Genomic DNA, 20,115 nt, shown 5'->3' on the forward strand with positions numbered 1-20,115 from the left:
CAGGGGGAGCGAAGGTCGGAGGGGCCGGACTGCCGCCCGTGCGGTCCGGCAGGTAACCTCCAGCTCATGTCCCGCCATGTCGCGATCGTCACCGATTCAACGGCCTACCTGCCGCCGCGGACGATGGAGCGCCACGGCATCATCGCGGTGCCGCTGACCGTGGTCCTGGGCGACCAGGCGCTCGAGGAGGGCACCGAGATCTCGGCCCGCTCCCTGGCCCAGGCACTGCAGAAGCGACGGCCCGTCACCACATCCCGGCCCAGCCCCGAGCTCTTCGCAGAGACCTATCACAAGGTCGCCGAGACCGGAGCCACCGACATCGTCTCGTTGCACCTGTCCTCCGAGTTCTCGGGCACCTACGACGCCGCCGTGCTCGCCGGGCGAGAGGCTCCCGTGCCGGTGCGTGTGGTCGACACCGGGATGGTCGCGATGGCCCTCGGCTTCTGCGCGCTGGCCGCCGCGGAGGCCGCGGAGGCGGGTGGCTCGGTCGACGAAGCGGTCACGGCGGCGGAGAAGCGGGCCGCGGGCACCTCCGCGTACTTCTACGTCGACACGCTCGACTATCTGCGGCGAGGCGGCCGGATCGGGGCCGCCCAGGCACTGCTGGGCTCGGCGCTCGCGGTGAAGCCGCTGCTCCAGCTGGCCGACGGGCGTATCGAGTTGCTGGAGAAGGTGCGGACCGCGTCCAAGGCCATCGCCCGTCTCGAGGAGATCGTGGCCGAACGCTCCGGCGATGCGAAGGTCGACATCGCGGTCCACCATCTCGCCGCACCCGAGAGGGCTTCGGCGCTCGCGGACCGTCTGCGCGCGCGAGTGCCGGGCCTGGCCGAACTGCATGTGAGCGAGATCGGCGCCGTGATCGGGGCGCACACGGGACCGGGGCTGCTGGGGGTCGTGGTGTCGCCTCGGTGACGCTGGCGGGTGGCGAAGTTGTCCACAACCAGGTGGTAATCCCCGGAATTTGACCAAGATCACCGCGGTCGGGCGGCTTGCCCGATCCTCGGCACATGGCACTTCGATCACGCACACGTACAGCGACTCCCACCAGCGGTCCCGGCCGCGCCCCGGGCTCCGACGGCCGCACGCACCACCGCCTGCGGCACTCACGCGGGCGCAGCCGAGGGCACCATCACACCCCGGACGCCGACGCCCTGCGCCTGCGAGCGCAAGACATCGGCTCCGACGACCGGTTCATCATCTGCTTCAACCCCGACCAGGCCACCCGCGACGCCGCAATCCGGGCCCGGATGGTCGCCCAGCTCGAAGAGGCCATCGCCGGCACCGACAAGCTGACCGCAGCCGAACGCGCCCACCTGGCCGGGCAGTTGTCCACCAAGCCCGGCCTGAAACGGTTCCTACGGACCACCCCCGGCGGCCTCCTGCGCATCGACAAGAAGAAGATCGCCGCAGAGGAGAAACTCGACGGCAAGTACCTGCTGCGTTCCTCCGACCCTGGTCTGTCCGCCGAGGACATCGCCCTGGGCTACAAGCAGCTCCTGGAAGTGGAACGGGACTGGAAGGACATGAAGCAACTGCTGGACCTCCGCCCGGTCTACCACCGCCGCGAGGACCGCATCCGCGCCCACGTCCTGCTGTGCTGGCTCGCCCTGCTACTGATCCGCATCGCCGAAAACGCCACCGGCCAGACCTGGAACCGCCTGCGCGCCGAACTCCAGCGCCTGCACGCCGTCACCTACACCGGTCCGGCCGGCACCTTCCGGCAGTCCACCGAGCTGACCAAGCCCCAGCGCGACATCTTCACCGCCCTGAACCTCACCCCGCCCAAGAAGGTCATCGAACTCGCCCCGGGCCGCTGACCAGGCACGATCTTCGCTCCTAGTGACACGCCCCTGTGGCGTGCCCATCGGCGTTTCCCCAGGTCAACATGCCTTTTCGGGTAACTAGCCCCGACCCACAACTGTGGAACCCGGGATGGAGCCGTCCCTTTGCCGCAGGCCCCCTCTCGATACGCACGCATCTACCCGCGATCGGCGCGATCATGCTGTGCATTCTCAGCGTCCGGAACGAGAGCGCCCTTCAGGGCCGTCTCGGGACCGTCGAAGAGTGCTCAACGACGACCAGCGCTGCCAGGTCGGCCGCCATCCGCATACGGTGTCTTCCAAACTGGTGCTTCAGGGCCGGGGCCCCGGCCCTCGACTGGATCGCCCGAGGCGGGATACCGCTTCTTGCGTGCGGTCATCCGTGAGAGGAAGATCTTTCCCGATCAAGGGAGATGTGATGCTGCGGTTCATGGACTGGTCCGTAGTCGCGGTCGGGTGCGTGCTGGTTCTCGTAAGTCTCGGGAGCCGCTGGTGGGAGCGGACCAAGATTTCGGAGGGAGAGACTCCCGACCAGGCCCTGCGTTTCTTCTGGGCATGGTTCCCCCTCCTCATGGGCCTGGGGATGATCGGCACGAGGGTGCCGCATCTTTGGCACGCGCCCTATGCCGTAGTCGAGATCGTCGACGCGGTCAGCTTCGTACTAGCGGCCACGGTGCTGGTCTTCGCCGTCAGGTCAGCGCGTCGAGTCTTTCGGGCGCGCGGCGCCATGTGACGGCCGTAACAGAGATTCTCACCGGCGCCGAATGCGCATGCCCCCCTCCGCTCGGTGCGGGCTGCGCAGAGGGGTTTCGTCGCGCTTGCCCACCCGTATGACCGCTCCGGGTGGTCGTCGTGCTGCCGGGTCGGGCTGGGCGGGACGCCGCGCCGCCTGGTGTCGCCTCGCAGACTGCCGGCCGTCCACGCAGACCCCGCCTGCCGCCCCACCGCCACTCGGCGTGGGAGGTGTGCTCGCATGATCGAGATGCTGCGGAACGGCGGCCGCGCGACGCTGGTCTATCGACGCTCTCTCGCGCGAACCCGCCCACGATGCTCAGGCCGCTCACGCGTTCACACACCACGACCTCGCCCGGCTCCACCTCGTCAGCGACCTGCTGATAGCACCCCGTATCGGGGCACCCCGCGATGCGCCTACCACCATCGATAGGAGCGTGTTCTATCCGGTGATCTTCATCGACTGTGTGCACGTGAAAGTACGCCACGGTCAGGTGGCGAACCGGCCTATCTACGTCGCCCTGGCGGTCGCGGTGGCCGGCACCCGCGAGATCCTCGGCCCGTGGGCCGGCGACGGCGGCGAAGGCACAAAATACTGGCTCCAGGTCCTGACCGAGATCAAGAACCGCGGCGTCGAAGACGTGTGCATGGTCGTCTGCGACGGGCTCAAGGGCCTGCCTGCCCGACTCCATCTCGGCGGTCTACCCCCAGGCGATCACCCAGACATGTGTCGTCCACCGAAGCCGTCAAGAATCAACATGTCGGTTATCCCCGCCCCTGTGATCTTGATCCTCCGTGTGCGGCTCGTTGACCGAGGCGAGCAGGTCGGCTGCTGTGGCGTGCCGGTGTTCGGCGGGGGTGATAGCGATGCGGTGGGCGTCGAGGATCGGCAGGACGTCGTTGATCGCGTTCCACAGCGTGCTGCGGCAGACGCCGAACAGCTCGGCGAGGGAGCCCAGGCCGCAGACCCGGCGCCGGTAGAGGATCGTCGCGAGGACCCAGTCGCCGTCGGTGATCTTCTGCCGGAAGACGCCCCCACGGGTGCCCGGGCGACGGTCGCCGCCGCGCTGGCGGTGACGGCGCTGTTCGATCGCGGCGGCATAGGGCACGATCAGCTCCTCGAGCAGGGCGTGCAGCGTCTCGCGGCTCATGCCGGTCAACGCCGGGTCCGTCAGGGCCTGGCGGGTTGGAATCGCTGGAGCCTGCTCGGCCGGGTCGGTGCCGTTGGCCCAGGCGCGGAGATCGTGGGCGCGGGTGAAGTAGCGCACGACCGTCGGCGTGATGCTGATCTTTTGTTCGTCCAGCAGCTGCCGGGTTGCCTTGATGGCTTGGCCGACGGTGACCGGATTGATCCCGAGCAGGTCGCACAGCACCTTCTGCGGGCAGACTTGCCGCAGGTAGACGACGGTGAGCAGGACCTCGTCCGCATCCGATAGGAGCGAGCGGCTGCGGCCGGTCGTGGCGACGCGTCGGCCGCCGCGCAGCACGTAGCGGCGCTGTTCGGCCCGGGCTGCCTGAGCTGGCGCCAACTGGGTCCGCAGAGCGTCCAGTTGGTCGGTGCTCATGCCGGTCAGGCGGGGATCGGCGAGCATCTGCAGGGCTTGTGTGCGGGCTGCGGCGCGCTCGTCGGCGCGTGGCGCGGCAGCCGTGCCGCCGGTTGGGGCGATGCTGTGGTTCCACCGACCGTGCTCGGCGTGTGCGGTGATCGGCAGAGCCTGCAACTGGTCGCGGCTGACCGCGATGCCGGTCGGGTAGGAGCCCTGGTCGAGGACGGCCTCGACACGCAGCCCGGTCCGGGTTGTGGTCGCGGCGATCGTGTTGAGGACGACCTCGTGGCTGGTCAGCGGCCTGGCGCGCCAGTTCATGGTGATGTGCGAGAACAACCGATGCTCGATCTTATTCCACTGTGCGTCCAGAAGGCTGGAGGTTGATCGTGTTAGGCGGTTGATCGTTAGTCGTAAGCTCGTCGTCGCTTGCCGGTGCAAGTCCGGTCCGGGTAGCTGCCAGGAGGCCCGGTAGCAGGCTGGCGGTGTCGGGGGGAAACGCCCGATGTCGGAGCCCAGCGTCGAAAGCCCTTCAAGGGGGAGCAACCGTACGGTCCGTAGCATCAAGCGAAGCCTGCCGCGTCGTGAAAATCCCCATCGTGAGGTGGGACAAGGGAGAGCCGAGCCCGGAGTGTCAGGGCGAAGGCCATGGAAACGGTGAAGACCCTGGAATCGCAGCCGTGAAGAACTCCCCGGCGTAAGGGGCACGGAACGTTCGGATAGTGACGGCGGGAACTGGAGAGGCCCTCCCCGGCCCGGCGGCCTGCGCATAGACGCTGCCGGAAGCTGGGTGCCCTATAACCGACGACCTCGGGAAGTGGGTGCCGGCCGGGAGGGCGTCAGAGGCGGCCGTAGTACTGCTTGAGCCGAGCGGACAACATAACCGCCGGTGAGGGAAGGGCCGCTACTTCGTCGATGCGTAGAGATGTGGAGGAGGGGCCCGGTGAGTGCCCACGTGGCTAGTCCCGCCGACGGGGGACGTCCTCCCTCGGATCCGGTCCGTGCCTTGCAGCATGCGCTCTACCGGGCGGCCAAGGCCGACCCCGGACGGCGGTTCCATGCGCTGATGGACAAAGTCTCGCGCAGGGACGTCCTATGGCGCGGGTGGGTCGCGGTGCGCCGCAACAACGGCGCTCCGGGTATCGACCAGACCACGTTGGAAGAGATCGAGGAGTACGGGGTGACCCGGCTCCTCGACGAACTGACCGCGGAACTGAAGACCGGCAGCTATCGTCCGCTCCCGGCGCGTCGGGTGTTCATCCCCAAGCCCGGCACGCTGGAGCAAAGACCGTTGTCGATCCCTTCGGTGCGCGACCGGATCGTCCAGGCCGCATGGAAGCTGGTGGCGGAGCCGGTGTTCGAGGCGGATTTCCTTCCGTGTTCGTTCGGGTTCCGTCCCCGGCGCGGTGCCCACGATGCGCTTCAGGTTCTCATCGATGAGTCCTGGCGGGGGCGCAACTGGGTGGTGGAGACGGACATCGCCAACTGCTTTGAGGCGATTCCGATCGAGAAGCTGATACAGGCGGTCGAGGAACGTATTTGCGACCAGCCGTTCCTGAAGCTGCTGCGCGTGATGCTGCGCGCGGGGGTCATGGAGGAGGGGCAGGTCCGTCGGCCGGTCACCGGAACCCCCGCAAGGCGGGGTTGCATCCGCTTTGCTCTGCAATGTCTACCTGCACCGGATCGATCGGGCATGGGACGAGCTGGAGCATGGGGTGCTGGTGCGTTACGCCGACGATGCGCTGGTGATGTGCAGGTCCCGGCGGCAGGCCGAGGCCGCGCTGGCGCGGCTTCGGGAACTGCTGGCTGAACTCGGCTTGGAGCCGAAGGAGGCCAAGACCAGGATTGTGTGCCTTCGGGCGGGAGGCGAGGGAGTGGACTTCCTCGGTTTCCATCACCGGATGGTGAACGCGCCCGCCCGCCCCGGGCGGCGGCCGTTCCCTTTCCTCGCTCGCTGGCCCGCAGACAAGGCGGTGCGGCACGCACGGGAACGGATCCGGGAACTCACGGACCGCTCCAGACTGCTGCTGCCGACCGAGGTGGTGGTTCAGGACCTCAACTTGTTCCTGACCGGCTGGGCCGCGTACTTCAAGTACGGTAACTCGGCTCACCGCTTCGGTGTGATCAGGGAGTATGTGCGGATGCGGATGGCGCTATTCATCAGCAAACGCCACAAACGCTCCCGTGGCTTTGGACGGTACGTGGTGTCGTATGCCTCCCCGGACCACCTGGGCCTGGTCAGCCTTTCTGGAAACGTCGTCGCCCCCAGGCCCTTTCGGGACTGGCGGGGGAAGCCGAATGCCGGTGGTGAACGGCGTCGGTGAGCCGTGTGCGGGAGAACCGCATGCACGGAATCGAGGTGGCGGGGGCTGGAAACGGAACGCACGTACTGCGTCACCGCGCCAGTCCCCGACCCTATTCGACGTGCCCGGCGGAAAGTGACAGACCGTGACCGTCAGGCCGGCCTCGGCGGCGAACGCGGCCAACTCGGCCTTCCACAGCCGGTAGCGGTAGCTGTTGGACCCACCGGCGTCCGCCGTGATCAGCAGCCGGGACGCGGCAGGGTAGTCGTGCCGGCCGCGCGCCTGCCACCAGCGGCGGATCGAAGCGACCGCGAACGCGGCGGTGTCGTGGTCGACCCCGACGTTCACCCAGCTGGCGTTCGCGTTCATGTCGTAGATCCCGTACGGAACCACCGTCTCCACGCGCGGGCCGGCGAAGAAGCTGTGGTCCTCGACCTCGACGGGCTGCCCGCGCGGGCGCCACTCCTGCCCGGCCATCGGCAGCAGCCCCAACTGGTCGGGTAGCGGGAGCACATTGCTGTGCTCCCGCCCCCTCAGAACCGTGCATGCCCGTCGTCCGAGCACACGGCTCAAGCAGGCCCCGGAGGGCTGCTGGCAGGTTGCAGTGCTGTCCGACTGCCGGTGCTGGCACCGCGCCAGCGGTGGCAGTGGGTGTGGATCAGGCGGAGATAGGCGGCGCTGTTCGGTGTGCTGCGGCCCGGCTCGGCGGTGATTGCGTTCTTGCGGACCGCCTGCCGGGTCACTTTGAGCCACTGTTCCCATTCCCATGGGCTCTGCGGTTCGCGGTCGGCGTGCAGGAGGAGCCCGTCGCAGAGCGGGCAGCGGCCGTGCTGCTTCCGCAGCAGTCGCAGCCCGGTCGTACTCAGCGGGGGTTTCCCCTTTCTCCGTTGTGCAGCCCAGTATTCGCTCAGGGCCGGGTCGTCGACCGACGCCCGGCCCGAAACCATCTGGTGCCGGACGATCTTGGTCCAGGCGAACTTGGTGAGATAGGCCCCGGATTCCCGGTCATCGAACACCCACCGGTCCTGCCTGGACCGGTTGAACCGACCGAAATATCGGGACGCCACCCAGTGCTTCGACTTCTTCGGGTGGTTGTGCTTGGCCCACTTGTAGGTGAGCTTCCACATGTGGAAGTCCAGGGAGGCGAACGCCTCGCTGGACACCACGCCCCGGTAGTAGGCGGCCCAGCCCCGGATGATCGGGTTGAGTTTGGCGATCACCGCTGCGGCGTTGACCCCTCTCAGGGTCATCACCTCGGCGGAGAGCCGGTCCCGAATCCGTTGCAGGGCAGCCCTGCTCGGCTTGATCAGCAGCGTGCCGCGATAGCGGCGGACGTTGAACCCCAGGAAGTCGTAGCCGTCATCAAGGTGCGCTATGCGCGTCTTGTCCTCGTTGAAGACCAGGCCCCCGGGCGCCAGCCACGCGGCGAGCCGAGCCTTGACCTGTTCGGCATCCTCGCGGCTGTGACAGAGAGCCACGAGATCGTCGGCGTACCTGATCAAAATCGGCGCGCCCGCCTCGGTCTCACCGGCATGAGCACCGGTCTGCCGATAGCGGACCCCAGCCGCCTCCTCCAGCCCATGAAGGGCCACGTTCATCAACAACGGCGAAACGATCCCGCCTTGCGGGGTCCCCTCCACCGTCGGGGCGAATCTTCCCTGGTCGACCACCCCGGTCTTGAGCCACTGCTCAATCAGGCCTCGGGCGGGGAACTGTCCGAGCAGGGCCAGAAGCCGATCATGATTGATTCGGTCGAATGCCGCCGTCAGGTCGGCGTCCAGCACCCACTGCCGCTTGGGGTCCTTGCCCTTCGCTGCCTGGAAGATGGCCTGGATCGCGTCGTGACAGCCACGGCCGGGCCGAAATCCGTAGGATCGCGGCTCGAACCGTGCTTCCCACTCGGGTTCAAGTGCACCGAGAACCAGGGCCTGAAGACACCGGTCCAAGATCACGGGAATCCCGAGCGGCCTTTGACGCCCGTTCGCCTTCGGTATGAATACCCGCCTGACGGGTCGGGGCTTCCACGGAGCGGCCTTGTGCTGCAACCAGTCAGCCAACTCGGCCTTTCCCCGGGGCAGCAGTACAACCATCCCGTCGATGCCCGCCGTCTTGCGGCCAGCATTGACCTCCGTAACCCGCCGCACGCTCACCAGCGTGTTGGCGCGGGAACGGAGCATCAACTTCTGCAGATTGCGGACCCGCTTAAGGTCCCCTGCCTGCGACGCCGTGAAGATCCTCTGCCTCAGCCGCCTTACTTCTCCCTCCGTCGCCTGCCAATCGATTGACAGCCAGTCGGTGGGTTCGTCCTCCGGTCCGTTCACCGCAGCCCGGTGAACCACGGCGGAGTCCGCCGTGGCTTTCGGTGTTGCCATGGTGTCCAACTTGTCCTTCGGTTCGAGCGTTGATAGTCATTGGGTTCTCACAGGCCCACCTGATCCACGTCAGCACCCTTTCGGGTCCGGGCAGTGCCCGTATCCGGCCAGTTATGCGGGACGACCAGCGGAGGCGCTGGTCACCAGTCCCGGTTTCCTGCTGCCTTTCGGCTGCCGGCCTTGGCTTCTTGGATCGTCCTGTGCCCGCTGGGGAGTTGGGCCTTCCTCGCGGTCGGCTTACCGGAGAAGCTGCCTCCGGACCCCATCGGGGTTACCACGTTCCACACGAGCGAGATGCGACCGGGGTGGGTGCCCCCTTAACTCCGGGACGGCGATGCTCTGCCGGCTGACAAAGAATCCCCAACCGGCGCCTGCCGCTTTTCAACGGCCAGTCCTGTACCCCGCTGGAACATCCCATCTGCGGGGTCAAAGATCACGAAGCATCATCAGGGGTTCAGTCGCCTTCACCCGTCCGGTCTTCCCCTTGCCTGTGGCCTACGGATGGAACGCAGGCCCTTGGGCTTTTCCCCCGAGCTCCGCACCGAGCCGTTACCGGCAACGCACGTCGAGGTGGGGACTGGCCTTGAGCACTGGCCAGGAACACGCTGCCGACGTCAGTCGTCGGGCGTCTGACCAGCGCATTCACTCATCTCGTGCAGCATCGTGTCGCACCTCCTTCTTCTTCGCGTCCACGCTGATCACCGGCTCGCCCGCGGCCTGATGCTCTTTGACCTGCTCGTTGATATAACGGAACTGCGCATCCCGGTCGGGGTGTTGATCGCCCTCCAGAGTCTTCGCGGTGCCCTGCAGGCTGAACCCGTGTTCCTTCAGCAGCCGGCCCACCGTGGGCGCGGTCACACGATGCCCCCGCCGGGACAACTCGGCGGCCAAGTGACGCAGCGACTTCGTCGTCCAGCGCAGTGGCGACATCGGATCACCGCGCTCATCCGGCTCGACCAGCGACATCAGCGCCGGAACCAGATGCGGGTCAACGGCCTCGGCCCGCATCCGCCCACCACGGCTCGGCCCCGGCTTCGAGTTCGAACACGCCCTTGCGGACGGTCGTCTCGCTGCCCCTGGCCGTCTGCGCGACCAGGCGCACACCTCCGTGGCCAAGCAGTCGGGCCTCGGTCGCCAGCGCCAGCCGCCGCTGACGCTCGTTCAGATGAGGGAGCAGGGCCTCGAACCGTCGCGCCAGTTGCCCGCGAACCTCGTCGGATATTCGCATACCACATCAACGAGATCGTTCCTGCGAAGCAACGCGTTGATTCTTGACGGCTTCACCTGATCCGGGCGTCGTTCCGCTACGCGGGCCGCCAGGACTGAGACAAGATCTTCCGTGCACTCAAGCCGGTCTACACGGCTCCGACAGCGAGCGCGGCAGAAGACCTCGGGCGCCAAGCAGCTGCGCGATTCCTTCACCCACCGCACCGGCCGCCTCCCGCCGGGCGTCGGCCGTGACGCCCCGCATGGCGCCCGGGGGCGGTGTCGGCTTTGGCCATATTCTCACCCTCCGCTGAACTTCGCCTTTCATGCCGCTGAACTTCACCTTTCATGCCGCGGTTACCTTCCCAGCAGAGTCAAGGTCAGCTCTGCAGTCAGGAGACCGGTACGGTGAAGCGACGCTACATAGGCGGCAGGTTCTACGCCCCGCTGGCCAGCGCGCTCCTGGCCCTGTCCGTAGGCGGCTGCGGCATGAGCGGTGGCAACGCAACTGGTCCGGCGGCCACCCCGTCGGCGTCCGCCACCGTCGGCGGCACGCCCGGGACCGCCTCGCACGTCCCGGCTGAGCCTGCCGCCTGGCAGAAGTGGGGCCTGACACCGCTGCCCGCGGCTCCCGGCGGACAAACCCATCAAGCTGTCCGCGACCGGCCCGGTTCCGGTCTTCACACACGTACCGACATCCCAGAAGGTCGTCTTCATCACCGTCGACGACGGACTGGAGAAGGACCCCAAGTTCATCGAGATGATGCGGGACCTGAAGATCCCGATCACGATGTTCCTGATGAACGACGCCATCAAGTCGGACTACGGGTACTTCAAGTCACTGCAGGCGATGGGCAACCACATCCAGAACCACACCCTGCACCATCCCGCGATGAACACCATCCCACTGGTCCGCCAGAAGCAAGAGGTGTGCGGCGACCAGAAGACCCTCACCCAGCACTTCGGCACCGCCCCGCTCCTCTTCCGGCCGCCCTACGGGGCGTACAACAACAACACCAAGATCGCGGTGGGAGAGTGCGGGCCACGAGCGATCGTCTGGTGGCGCGAGTCCATGCAGATACGCACGATCCAGTACCAAGAGCCAGACAAGAAGCTGCGTCCCGGCGACATAATCCTCGCCCATTTCCGCGGCCCTGCGGAGCTCAAGGGCGCCACCATGACGGAGATGTTCGCGAATCTACTCAAACGCGTCCGGGAACAGGGCTTCGCGGTGGCCCGCCTGGAGGACTACATCCAGCCGCCAGCCGGACACTGAACCGACCAGAAATCAGTGTGCTTCGCAGCCGTTGCACTCTTTCGGTCTCGGGGCGCGGGCCGCGCAGTATGCGCCGCGGCCGGCTGGATCGGGGCGGAACCTCACCCGATATTTGTTCATCTACCCTGACAGACATCGCATCTCGTAGTTCTGCGAGAGACCTTGAACCCGGGCCCGATCGGGCATCCGGCGACATTGGGCCCTCTAGGACGGTGTCTCGGGAGGAGAGGTTCACTCCCCACCGGAAAGTCGGGTCAAAGGCCAAGGAAAGCCCCGGGCAAGCCCTCGCAACGAAGCGCGGGCGGGTGCCGGGCGGAGAGCGCAGGCAGGTAACAGCCCATGGGTCTCACGAGCAACAAAGTGCTGATGTTGGCGATCGTCCTCGCCGTCCTACTGCTCCTCGGCACGGTCTGGCTGTGGCCGCGACTGGCCCGGCAGAACTGGCGTGCCGTCACCGGACGGTTCGGGCTGCTGCTCGGCACGCAGCTGGTGCTCTTCGCCGCGGTGGGACTCGCCACGAATCAGGCCTTCGGTTTCTACGCGAGCTGGGCCGACCTGTTCGGCCAGGAGACCGGCCAGGGAGTGGTCGTCGACCACATGGCGGAGGGCGGCAGCAGCCCCGTCCAAGTGGTCTCCGCCTCCCGGGTCATCGGTGCGAGCAGCGCGCTGCCGCAGATGGCCGGGCAGGTCCAGAAGGTCGACATCATCGGCCGTACGACCCATCTCGCCGCGCCGGCGTTCGTGTACCTGCCCCCGGAGTACTTTCAGCCGCAGAACCGCGCGCGCAAGTTCCCGGTGTCCGTCGTTCTCACGGGTTACCCGGGCACGGCCCAGGGGCTGGTGGACAAGCTGCACTACCCGAGCACGGCGCAGCAGCTGGCCAAAAGCGGGAAGATGCAGCCGATGATCCTGGTGATGCTGCGTCCGACCGTGGCGCCGCCGCGGGACACCGAGTGCGTGGACGTTCCCGGCGGCCCGCAGACCGAGACGTTCTTCGCCAAGGATCTGCGCGATTCGGTGATGGCCCGCTACCGGGTCGACAAGACGCCCGCCAGCTGGGGCATCGTCGGCGACTCGACCGGCGGCTACTGCGCACTCAAGATCGCCATGCACCACCCGGGGTCGTACGCGGCCGCCGCGGGCTTGTCGCCGTACTACCGGGCGCCGATCGACCCCACCACCGGGGACCTCTTCCACGGCGACAAGAACCTGCAGAACCGTGCCGACCTCTTCTGGGCGCTCAAGCATCTGGCCGCGCCCGAGACGTCGCTGCTCGTCACCAGCAGCAGGGTCGGTGAGCACAACTACAAGGACACGATGAGGTTCATCAAGAGCGTGCAGGACACGAACGTGACCAGGGTTTCGTCGATCATCCTTCCGAACGGCGGGCACAACTTCAACACCTGGGAGCGGGAGATCCCGCCGATGCTGCAGTGGATGAGCGAGCGACTGGTCGCACACTGAAGGTCTGTGCCTGACGCCCCGTAAAGCTGGTGATGTGGCCGGCCGCAAACGGCCCTGCAGGCGCTCGAACGCGAGGCGTGAGGCCTCTCACACGACGAGTTCGCCGTCGAGCGCGGTGCGGTCGGGAAGCTGCATGCCGGCGGCGGAGGTCTCTGGCAAGACCGGTTTGTTCGAGGCCGGTGCCCTTGCGGGAGCGCTGCATGATCCGCCCGGCGTCCACGGACAGCATCGCCCGCCAGCCGCCCCACTTGGCTCCCCCGCCCCTCCCGGCCGCAGATCGGGGCTTGGCACGGGAGCGCTCAGCATTGGCTCCGGCAGCGTCCACGTCACAGCGCATGCCTTCCCCGGGGGGCTTCCCGCTGTCTGAGCGACCGGCACGGGCGCAGCCCACCCGAGGAAGACGCGATTGATGGCAGTTCAACACAGGTCACGACCTGGCCCTCCAGCAGGCACCGATGGGTGCCTGCGCCACCGAAGCAGCGCAGGATGTCCGTGCAGCCCTGTCGCCCGTTACCCCCTCAACGGCCCTGCCCGGGTGGGGGACTGATTCCTCATATCCGCCACGCTACCGAGCAGGGCCACTCTGATGATCAGGGAACGCCGGAGCGGACCCCATGTGAACAAGTCTCCAGGTGCGCGAGCACGCTCGATCGAGTCGTACCGGCCATGAGCTTTCTCGGGCCCCGGAAGGCGGGCGGATCAGCGCAGTCCGGCGAACAGGTCGTGGATCTCCTGGCTCACGTGCCGGTCGCTGGAGCCCTGCCAGACGGCGCCGGTCCATTGCAGCCAGCCGAGACCCTCGGCGTACCGGAAGCGGCCGTCCAGCACCTCCGCGACGGCGGCCTCCGCCAGCATCGTGTCCGTGAACTGCCCGTCGGCCGGGCCGTCGTCGGGCGGCGAGTCGCTGGCGGCCTCCCGCAGCGCCTCCAGCGTGCCCCCGGCGGCGAAGTAGTCGTCCACGCCCTTGGTGTCGGTGCCGTTCACCGACGCCGGGACGATGACGTACAGCACCTTCTCCACGCCCTTGGAGCGCAGCCACAGCCCGAACCGGCGTATGGCGGCCCGCACTTCGGCCTTGTCGCGGGCGTCGGCGTCGAAGCACACCACGGCCGTCCGGCGGCCCCGCAGGGGCACGTCCTCCCAGTCGCCGAGGGTGCCGAGCGACCGGCGCCAGCAGAACACGCCTGCCAGGCCGATGGCCGCCTTCTCCTGGGTCACGAGGCTGTCCGTCTTCTTGGCGCCCTCGGTGAACCACAGCGGCTCGTCCAGGTCGGCCAGCCGCTCCCGGGTGAACTCCGGGACGTCTAGGTGCACTCGGCTGCCCCGAGGCGTCTCGTACTTGACCGGCCGCTCCCGGCGGCCCTTGCTGACCACACGGGGAACGGCGGGCTTGGCCTGGTGCGTGATCACCTCGCCGGTCGCCCGGCGGACCGGCACCAGCAGGATCGGCCACGCCGCGTCACGGTCGTACGCGTCCCTGACGAACCCCAGCTCCTTGAGCCGGGCCCGGTTCTCGGGGGTGTCGTGCAGGGTCTCGTAGCCTCGCGCGGCGGCGACGACCGCGCTCACGGCGGAGCCGTTCACGATCTCGTCGTGGTGCTCCGGGGAAAGGGCCGGGGCCTCCGACTCGATTTCGTTAAAGGATGTGTCGTCCTGGGTACGATTGCCCGTGACGTTGGTGGCGTCGTGCTCTGCGTGGGGGCCCTTGCTCAAGGGGCCCCTTACGTATGCGCTCATTCCGCCGCACCCCCGGAAACCGGGCGCAGCAGGGGGCGCAGCATTTCGATCTGCTCGTCGGTCAGCTCCGGCGCACGGTCCACGATCCGCTTTACGTAGGCGTCAAGCGTCGCGTGCACGGCTTTTCCGCCCTTACTGCGCGCAGCGAGCGCCTCCGGCGACAGGGTGTACTTCCGCTTCTCGGGCACAGTGCCCTCCACGAAGATCCGGTCTTCGTGGCTCAGGGCTGCCAGGCCCCCTCCACGGGGTGAGCGCTGCGAGGATGACGGGACGGAGCTTGGCGGCTCCCCGGTCCGAGCGGACCCCAGTACCGCCGGGCCGCCGTCGGCGGACCCGGAGTGCGGCGTGAGCCGCTACCCCATATTTTGCCCGGCAGAATCCGGCCGGTAAACCCTTCCCGACCCCGCCGGAGAACCAATTTCGGCCCCGATGATTTAGCTAATTGTGTCCTGAACGCGAAAGGGAGTTGATGTAGGAAAGCTTCTGGATGCGATGCTGTGCGAGAGATGAAGGTATGGCCCTTCAGAATCGCCCTGCGGAGGGAGATTCTAAACCGCCTCATGCCGCGTTAGCCGAAGACTGTCGTGGTGAGCGATGAGGAAAAGGCGCCCGAGAGGCGTCAGGTGGGGATCGGGAAGACGAGCGCAAGCGAATCGTTGCTGAAGTGTCGTTAAGCAGACAGATGGCATCAAAACCGGGGTCTTTAGCTAACTCCGGGAAGAGCCTGGCGGGAATCCGCTTACTGGCCAGGTGGTGTCCGGCATGTAGACGACGTGAGGCCGGTCTGCCGCTCTCGCATGGAACAGGAGAAGGCGTGCCTCGATACTGCCCCGTCTTCGAGCGGGTGAGAGGGAGTGTCCCAAGTGGCGGACACCACAAGGGATCGAGTACCGATGCGGGGCACGCTGGCGGACCGGTTCGTAGTAGTGATGAAGCTCTTGTAATGAGAGTGGAGCGAAGGGGCCGGGCCATTCGTGACGTTGTTTATCTAGACAACCGGGCTTCCCGGGAGGACCTATATGGACGCGTTGAAGTCATCAGGCAAGCCGTTTGATATTTCGAAACGGGAAGTCTGGGAGGCGTACGAAGGAGTGAAAGCGAACAGAGGCGCGCCCGGCGTGGACAGTCGCTCCATTGAGGACTTCGAGAAGGATCTGAAGGGCAACCTTTATAAGATCTGGAACAGGATGTCGTCAGGGACGTATTTTCCCCCGCCGGTACGTGCGGTGGAGATTCCCAAGTCGTCTCCCGGAGGCGGCGTAAGGATCTTGGGCGTGCCCACGGTGGCCGACAGAATCGCCCAGACGGTGGTGGCCAGGCATCTGATGGAACGGGTCGATCCCGTATTCCATGAAGACTCCTACGGCTACCGGCCCGGACGATCGGCCTTGGATGCGGTAGAACGGTGCCGTCAACGCTGCTGGAAGAGAGACTGGGTGATCGATCTCGATGTCCAGAAGTTCTTCGACAGCGTCCGGTGGGACCTCATCGTCAAAGCTGTGGAAGCGCACACCGATGCCCGTTGGGTGGTTCTGTATGTGAAGCGGTGGCTCCAAGCTCCGCTTCAACTGCCCGATGGCACCTTGCAAGAGCGGAACTGTGGGACTCCCCAGGGATCAGCGGTTTCGCCCGTGCTGGCGAACCTGTTTCTCCACTACGCGTTCGACTTGTGGCTCGCCCGAAAGTGGCCGGGTATCACGTTCGAGCGCTACGCCGACGACGCGGTCGTGCACTGCGTGTCGGAGCGTCAGGCCCGCGAAGTACTGGCCTCGCTGATGGACAGGATGGAGGAGGTCGGGCTGCACCTGCACCCCGACAAGACCAAGATCGTGTACTGCCGGGACGGTAAGCGCCGACGGCCCTTCGGGCAGACGGAGTTCACCTTTCTCGGGTACACGTTTCGCGCACGCGAGAGCCGGAACAAGCACGGACGGCGGTCCACATCGTTCGAGCCGGCGATCAGCAAGGAAGCTCTGAAGAGGATCAGTGCGGAAGTCCGCAGTTGGCGGCTCCACACCCGGTCCGATCTCTCCTTTGTCGAGCTCGCACGACGGATCAACCCGGCCGTGCGGGGCTGGATGCAGTATTTCGGCCGGTTTTACCGGTCGGCGCTGAACCCACTCCTGATGCGCATCAATGCCTACTTGGTGCGGTGGATCCGTCAGAAGTACAAGAAGCTGGCGGCGTTGCGGAAAGCGCTCCAGAAGATGTGGGAGATTGCCGATAGGTATCCCCGCATGTTCGCGCACTGGAGATGGACCACAGTGGCGTCCGTGGCCTGGTGATCAGAGTGGCAAGAGCCGTGTAACGGGAGACTGTTACGCACGGATTCTGTGAGAGCCGAGGGGTGGGATTCCCCTCGGCTACTCGGCATAGACAGCCGATCCGGGGCTGTAAATGCATTTAGTTAAATAGGAGAGGGCCCGCCCCGTGACGTGATCAACCCGGCGCCTTTCGGCATTTGGGGCGGGCTCAATTCCAAGATACCATCCGCCTAATTAGTACTCCAGCCGTAGATCGTGATCACGGTTGAGAAGGTCTCCCGTCCCGATAGCCTGAGGTGAAGCCGCCACGGCGGCTTCACCCCAATGGTAGGAAGGATGTGTCGTGATCCGTCCGGAGGTTGCTGACTTCACCGCCCTGGGCAAACTCCCGTCCGAGGACGGCGAGCCCGACGAGGCTCTTGAGGAGGCCGTCGAACGCGCGGGAGCTCTTCTGGATCTTATTGAGCGACCCGTGACCGATGAGGAGGCCCATGCCTTGGCGGACTGCTTCGGCCACGACGAATGCTTCGGCGTGGCCTGGGTCCTCCTGCATCTCATCGAGACGGCTCCTCACGCGCGTGAGGACCAGCCTGAAGCCGCTCGACGATGGCGCGATGGTCTGACGAGCCAGTAGAAACGTATCTGCGGCTCTCTGTGGGCCCGTTACGGGCTTCCTAGGGGCATGCAAAGGGGCCCAGCCCGGATCGCTCCAGACTGGGCCCGTATAGCTGTAGCTACCGACTCAGCGCCGCAATCGCCTCAAGGTCCAGCGCCGCGTCAGCGAAGAATGCTTCCCGCAGGTTGAAGCTCACCCGGCTCTCGTCCAGCCCGAACACCTTGCCGCGCTTCGCCTTACGCACACGGAGCACTGCCCCAGCGTCCCGCAGCATTGCGCGCCGCTCCGTGTCGTTCGCTGCCGCCCATACGTCGGCGTAGGTGTGCGGCAGTTGCGTGACTTCGACGCGTTCGGGCGTGGCTTCGCGCGATTCCAGTTCCGCTAGCCGCGCGTCCAATGAACCTTTCCCGGTAAGCGATCATGCCTGTGTGTGAACGTTCAGATGGTGCGGTCGTATTCAAGTTGGAGTAGGACGAGGGCTGCGGCGGCGATCTGGGTGATGCGGCTGGGATCGAGGCTGACCCGCCGCAGGGCCTTGAAGGTGGTCTTGAGCAGGGCGTTCGCGCGTTCGCACATCCCGTGGATACCTCGGATGACCTTGTTGAAGGTCTGCTGGGCTTCGGTGAGTTCACCGCCCGCGGGCTTCTTGACCGGGTGACGGAAGCCGTCTCCGGCGTTCTCGTAGCCGAGGTCGACCAGGGTGAGGGTGCCCAGTTGGTCGGCGAGCCGGTTCAGCGCATCGAGCAGCCCGTGGTGGCGGGCGCAGGTAGTGTCGTGCTCGCGGCCGGGCCGCACCGGCGAGACCCAGATCGGCCAGCCGTCCGGGGCGGAGATGACCTGCACGTTGCCGCCGTGATGCTTGTGCTTCCCGGACCACCAGAGGTCTGCCCCGTTGGGCCCCGGGGCCGCGACACGGTCGGTGCGGATGACCGTGCCGTCCAGATTGAGATGGGTCAGGCCGGCCGCCTTCGCCCGTTCCAGCGCGGTGGCCAGGTCCGGTGCCCCGGCCGCCAGGACCGTCAGCCCTTCGTGCAGGTATCGGTAGGCGGTGGACGTGGACAGGGCGTTGTCGCGGGCGAGTTGGGCCAGGCGGGTGCCGTCGATGAACCAGCGCAGGATCAGCACGGCCTGCTTGAAGCAGCCCAGGGCGCGGCGCCCGCGGCGGGTGCCGACCTCGGTTCGATGGCTTCGCAGGAGCCGGGCCAGGTGCTCGGCGGTGGAGCGCCGGACATCGAGCACGGCGGTGTATGTGACACTGGTCGGCACGTGAGGCCCCTCGGTCGGATCTTTCTGTTGCAAGATCGTTCCTACCAGGGGCCTTACGCCTGCCCGGAGTTGGGAGTGCACCACGAGACACCCGGAGGCGATCACACTCAGCGACCGCCGGTTACCGAGAAAGGCTCAATGCGTCCGCCCGTCGCTGCCATGCGTCCCGTGCCGCCTTGCTGCGCTGCCGCCCTTGCTCCGCCATGTGGGCTTCGTATTCGGCCGTTGTGGCGTCGATTTCGGGCTGTGGGTTGTACCCGGGGATGCGGCGGGTTTCCGTGAGCCTGAGCCCGCCCACAGAGGTAAGGAAGCGCTCAGTCACATAGTCGTCCACCCATTCCCGTTTCACGGTCGCTGGGGACGCGCACTTAACGCCACGTGTGAACGAACCACATTTATAGGTCTCGGTGCGGCTTGTGCTCTTGCTCGTTGGCGACGGACGGTGCAGATACATGTGTTCGCCACAGCCGGCGCAGTGGATAACCCTTACGAGTTGGTGCGCGATTGAGGTCGGGTCGTGTTGGCCTGGCGGGTTGGCTGGTGGATGATCACCGCTCGGCGGTGCGGTCGGAGACCAGGCTGGCGATGGCCAGGTGGGTCTCGTCGTAGTACTCGCGGCGTCCGATCCAGCGCTGGAGGGACCGCCACTGCTTGTGCTCGGCGTTGGCGTGCTCGACTGGAATCCGCTCGGAGGACTGCTTCTTGCGAGCGGCCTCCCAGACAGCTACTTCTTCGGGCGGGGAATCCTTCTTCGGCTTCAGCGGCGGGGCTTCGACCTGGTTGGGAAACTGTTTGGCCAGGCCTCGGTATCCGGCGTCCACCTTGGCCTTCACCTGGGGGAACTGCTCGAACAGGTCCGAGATGCCTTCGGTCTTCAGCGCGGTCTGATCGTGCATACGGCCGGGCCGGATGGCCCCGGTCCACAGGGTGCGGCCCTTCTCGTCGCTGATGACGCTGGCCTTCTTGGTGTTCTGCTTCATCTTGCCGGAGACGAACGCCCGGCGGCCGGGCTTGTTCGCCCGGGGGCGGCGTACACGGACCTCGGTACCGTCGATCCGCAGTTCCACACCGTGGGAGGCGGCGTAGGCGAAGACATCAGCCAGGGAGCGAAGCCGCAGGTCGGGGCCATCGGGGATAGCGAAACCGCGGGCGGCGAGCAGGGGGCGTACCTCGTGAACGGCGCGGGTGATCGTGGAGCGGTCCACGCCGTAGAACACGGCGAGGGCGGCGTGCGGGAGTTGGAAGCGCAGGACGACCAGGGTGGCAATGACCCGGTCGGTGAAGACCAGTTCGTGGTCGGGGCCGGCTCCTGCGGCGCGCTGCCGGTCGTGGCCTCGGCGTTCGCGCAGCCGGGACTCCTCACGGGCCGTCCACGGGTCGGCCAGCTCCACAATCAGCTTGCTTAAGCGGCGGCGCGGGATCCCCGTACAGATACGATGCCTCAAGGCCGTGCGGGCCCATCCTGACGTCACAATCATGATCGTCCCGCACGGCCGTTCGCGTACCTAGGCAGGG

14 protein-coding genes and 6 pseudogenes are annotated in these 20,115 nt (G+C 66.6%); 10 read left to right on the forward strand and 10 right to left on the reverse strand.

Annotated features, from left to right (window positions below; all coding sequences use genetic code 11):
• Nucleotides 1-66 precede the first annotated feature (66 nt).
• The 4 genes and pseudogenes from ACQEXA_RS37000 to ACQEXA_RS37015 form a co-directional block, all read left to right on the forward strand.
• Nucleotides 67-912: a DegV family protein gene (locus tag ACQEXA_RS37000; protein ID WP_432927565.1), complete on the forward strand. Its 846-nt coding sequence runs from the start codon at nt 67-69 to the stop codon at nt 910-912.
• A 203-nt stretch (nt 913-1,115) separates the two neighbouring features.
• Nucleotides 1,116-1,817 (forward strand): annotated as a pseudogene (locus ACQEXA_RS37005) (IS1634 family transposase); the annotation flags it as partial.
• A 433-nt stretch (nt 1,818-2,250) separates the two neighbouring features.
• Nucleotides 2,251-2,553 carry a hypothetical protein gene (locus ACQEXA_RS37010; protein WP_432927563.1) on the forward strand — a complete coding sequence of 101 codons (303 nt, stop codon included), beginning with the start codon at nt 2,251-2,253 and terminating at the stop codon, nt 2,551-2,553.
• Nucleotides 2,554-2,995: 442 nt separating this feature from the next.
• Nucleotides 2,996-3,299 (forward strand): annotated as a pseudogene (locus ACQEXA_RS37015) (transposase); the annotation flags it as partial.
• Here the strand turns inward: ACQEXA_RS37015 and ACQEXA_RS37020 are convergent.
• Nucleotides 3,299-4,459 (reverse strand): annotated as a pseudogene (locus ACQEXA_RS37020) (ISAzo13-like element transposase-related protein); the annotation flags it as partial. The pseudogenes ACQEXA_RS37015 and ACQEXA_RS37020 overlap by 1 nt on opposite strands.
• A gap of 703 nt (nt 4,460-5,162) precedes the next feature.
• On the opposite strand from ACQEXA_RS37020, the pseudogene ACQEXA_RS37025 reads away from it, so the two are divergent.
• Both ACQEXA_RS37025 and ACQEXA_RS37030 read left to right on the forward strand, forming a co-directional pair.
• Nucleotides 5,163-5,651, forward strand: a pseudogene (locus ACQEXA_RS37025) (reverse transcriptase domain-containing protein); the annotation flags it as partial.
• A 100-nt stretch (nt 5,652-5,751) separates the two neighbouring features.
• Entirely contained in the window at nt 5,752-6,420 is a 669-nt protein-coding gene (locus tag ACQEXA_RS37030; protein ID WP_432922324.1) for a group II intron maturase-specific domain-containing protein, read from the forward strand.
• 96 nt (nt 6,421-6,516) lie between these two features.
• Here the strand turns inward: ACQEXA_RS37030 and ACQEXA_RS37035 are convergent.
• The 3 genes and pseudogenes from ACQEXA_RS37035 to ACQEXA_RS37045 form a co-directional block, all read right to left on the reverse strand.
• Nucleotides 6,517-6,891: pseudogene (locus ACQEXA_RS37035) on the reverse strand (ISAzo13-like element transposase-related protein); the annotation flags it as partial.
• Nucleotides 6,892-6,968: 77 nt separating this feature from the next.
• Nucleotides 6,969-8,771 (reverse strand): group II intron reverse transcriptase/maturase, encoded by a 1,803-nt coding sequence (gene ltrA, locus ACQEXA_RS37040; protein ID WP_433132229.1) that lies wholly within the window; start codon nt 8,769-8,771, stop codon nt 6,969-6,971.
• Between the two features lie 669 nt (nt 8,772-9,440).
• Nucleotides 9,441-9,999, reverse strand: a pseudogene (locus ACQEXA_RS37045) (ISAzo13 family transposase); the annotation flags it as partial.
• Nucleotides 10,000-10,710: 711 nt separating this feature from the next.
• Between ACQEXA_RS37045 and ACQEXA_RS37050 the strand changes: the two are divergent.
• Both ACQEXA_RS37050 and ACQEXA_RS37055 read left to right on the forward strand, forming a co-directional pair.
• Nucleotides 10,711-11,253 carry a polysaccharide deacetylase family protein gene (locus ACQEXA_RS37050; RefSeq protein WP_433134705.1) on the forward strand — a complete coding sequence of 181 codons (543 nt, stop codon included), beginning with the start codon at nt 10,711-10,713 and terminating at the stop codon, nt 11,251-11,253.
• 339 nt (nt 11,254-11,592) lie between these two features.
• Nucleotides 11,593-12,717, forward strand: coding sequence for an alpha/beta hydrolase (locus tag ACQEXA_RS37055; RefSeq protein WP_432927556.1), 1,125 nt, complete (start codon nt 11,593-11,595; stop codon nt 12,715-12,717).
• A 699-nt stretch (nt 12,718-13,416) separates the two neighbouring features.
• On the opposite strand, the gene ACQEXA_RS37060 is transcribed toward ACQEXA_RS37055, so the two are convergent.
• Together ACQEXA_RS37060 and ACQEXA_RS37065 are read right to left on the reverse strand one after the other, a co-directional pair.
• Entirely contained in the window at nt 13,417-14,454 is a 1,038-nt protein-coding gene (locus ACQEXA_RS37060) for a DUF3854 domain-containing protein (RefSeq protein ID WP_432927554.1), read from the reverse strand.
• Complete coding sequence (locus ACQEXA_RS37065; RefSeq protein ID WP_432927552.1) at nt 14,451-14,642, reverse strand: hypothetical protein; 192 nt, start codon at nt 14,640-14,642, stop codon at nt 14,451-14,453. The genes ACQEXA_RS37060 and ACQEXA_RS37065 overlap by 4 nt, the downstream gene beginning before the upstream one ends.
• A gap of 831 nt (nt 14,643-15,473) precedes the next feature.
• On the opposite strand from ACQEXA_RS37065, the gene ltrA (ACQEXA_RS37070) reads away from it, so the two are divergent.
• Both ltrA (ACQEXA_RS37070) and ACQEXA_RS37075 read left to right on the forward strand, forming a co-directional pair.
• Nucleotides 15,474-16,739, forward strand: a complete 1,266-nt coding sequence (gene ltrA / locus ACQEXA_RS37070) for a group II intron reverse transcriptase/maturase (protein WP_433132231.1) — start codon at nt 15,474-15,476, stop codon at nt 16,737-16,739.
• Nucleotides 16,740-17,061: 322 nt separating this feature from the next.
• Nucleotides 17,062-17,352: a hypothetical protein gene (locus tag ACQEXA_RS37075; protein WP_432927550.1), complete on the forward strand. Its 291-nt coding sequence runs from the start codon at nt 17,062-17,064 to the stop codon at nt 17,350-17,352.
• Nucleotides 17,353-17,452: 100 nt separating this feature from the next.
• Here ACQEXA_RS37075 and ACQEXA_RS37080 read toward each other — a convergent pair whose 3' ends face one another.
• From ACQEXA_RS37080 to ACQEXA_RS37095, 4 genes are all read right to left on the reverse strand, one after another.
• On the reverse strand, nt 17,453-17,731 hold the full coding sequence (locus tag ACQEXA_RS37080) for a hypothetical protein (RefSeq protein ID WP_433132233.1): 279 nt from the start codon (nt 17,729-17,731) through the stop codon (nt 17,453-17,455).
• A gap of 41 nt (nt 17,732-17,772) precedes the next feature.
• Nucleotides 17,773-18,600: an HARBI1 family protein gene (locus ACQEXA_RS37085; RefSeq protein WP_432922256.1), complete on the reverse strand. Its 828-nt coding sequence runs from the start codon at nt 18,598-18,600 to the stop codon at nt 17,773-17,775.
• Nucleotides 18,601-18,721: 121 nt separating this feature from the next.
• Complete coding sequence (locus ACQEXA_RS37090) at nt 18,722-19,105, reverse strand: recombinase zinc beta ribbon domain-containing protein (RefSeq protein ID WP_433134707.1); 384 nt, start codon at nt 19,103-19,105, stop codon at nt 18,722-18,724.
• A gap of 43 nt (nt 19,106-19,148) precedes the next feature.
• A complete protein-coding gene (locus ACQEXA_RS37095) occupies nt 19,149-20,078 on the reverse strand; it encodes a transposase family protein (RefSeq protein ID WP_432922089.1) in 930 nt (309 codons plus the stop codon).
• Between the last annotated feature and the right edge of the window lie 37 nt (nt 20,079-20,115).

It is taken from the genome of Streptomyces sp. CA-106110 (assembly GCF_050936285.1).
Lineage (GTDB): Bacteria > Actinomycetota > Actinomycetes > Streptomycetales > Streptomycetaceae > Streptomyces.

What these genes read in the sequence shown, in the direction of transcription:
- ltrA (WP_433132231.1), top strand. Translation starts at nt 15,474, where the DNA reads ATGGACGCGTTGAAGTCATCAGGCAAGCCGTTTGATATTTCGAAACGG.
- ACQEXA_RS37055 (WP_432927556.1), top strand. Translation starts at nt 11,593, where the DNA reads ATGGGTCTCACGAGCAACAAAGTGCTGATGTTGGCGATCGTCCTCGCC.
- ltrA (WP_433132229.1), bottom strand. Translation starts at nt 8,771, where the DNA reads ATGGCAACACCGAAAGCCACGGCGGACTCCGCCGTGGTTCACCGGGCT.
- ACQEXA_RS37010 (WP_432927563.1), top strand. Translation starts at nt 2,251, where the DNA reads ATGGACTGGTCCGTAGTCGCGGTCGGGTGCGTGCTGGTTCTCGTAAGT.
- ACQEXA_RS37000 (WP_432927565.1), top strand. Translation starts at nt 67, where the DNA reads ATGTCCCGCCATGTCGCGATCGTCACCGATTCAACGGCCTACCTGCCG.
- ACQEXA_RS37060 (WP_432927554.1), bottom strand. Translation starts at nt 14,454, where the DNA reads ATGAGCGCATACGTAAGGGGCCCCTTGAGCAAGGGCCCCCACGCAGAG.
- ACQEXA_RS37095 (WP_432922089.1), bottom strand. Translation starts at nt 20,078, where the DNA reads ATGATTGTGACGTCAGGATGGGCCCGCACGGCCTTGAGGCATCGTATC.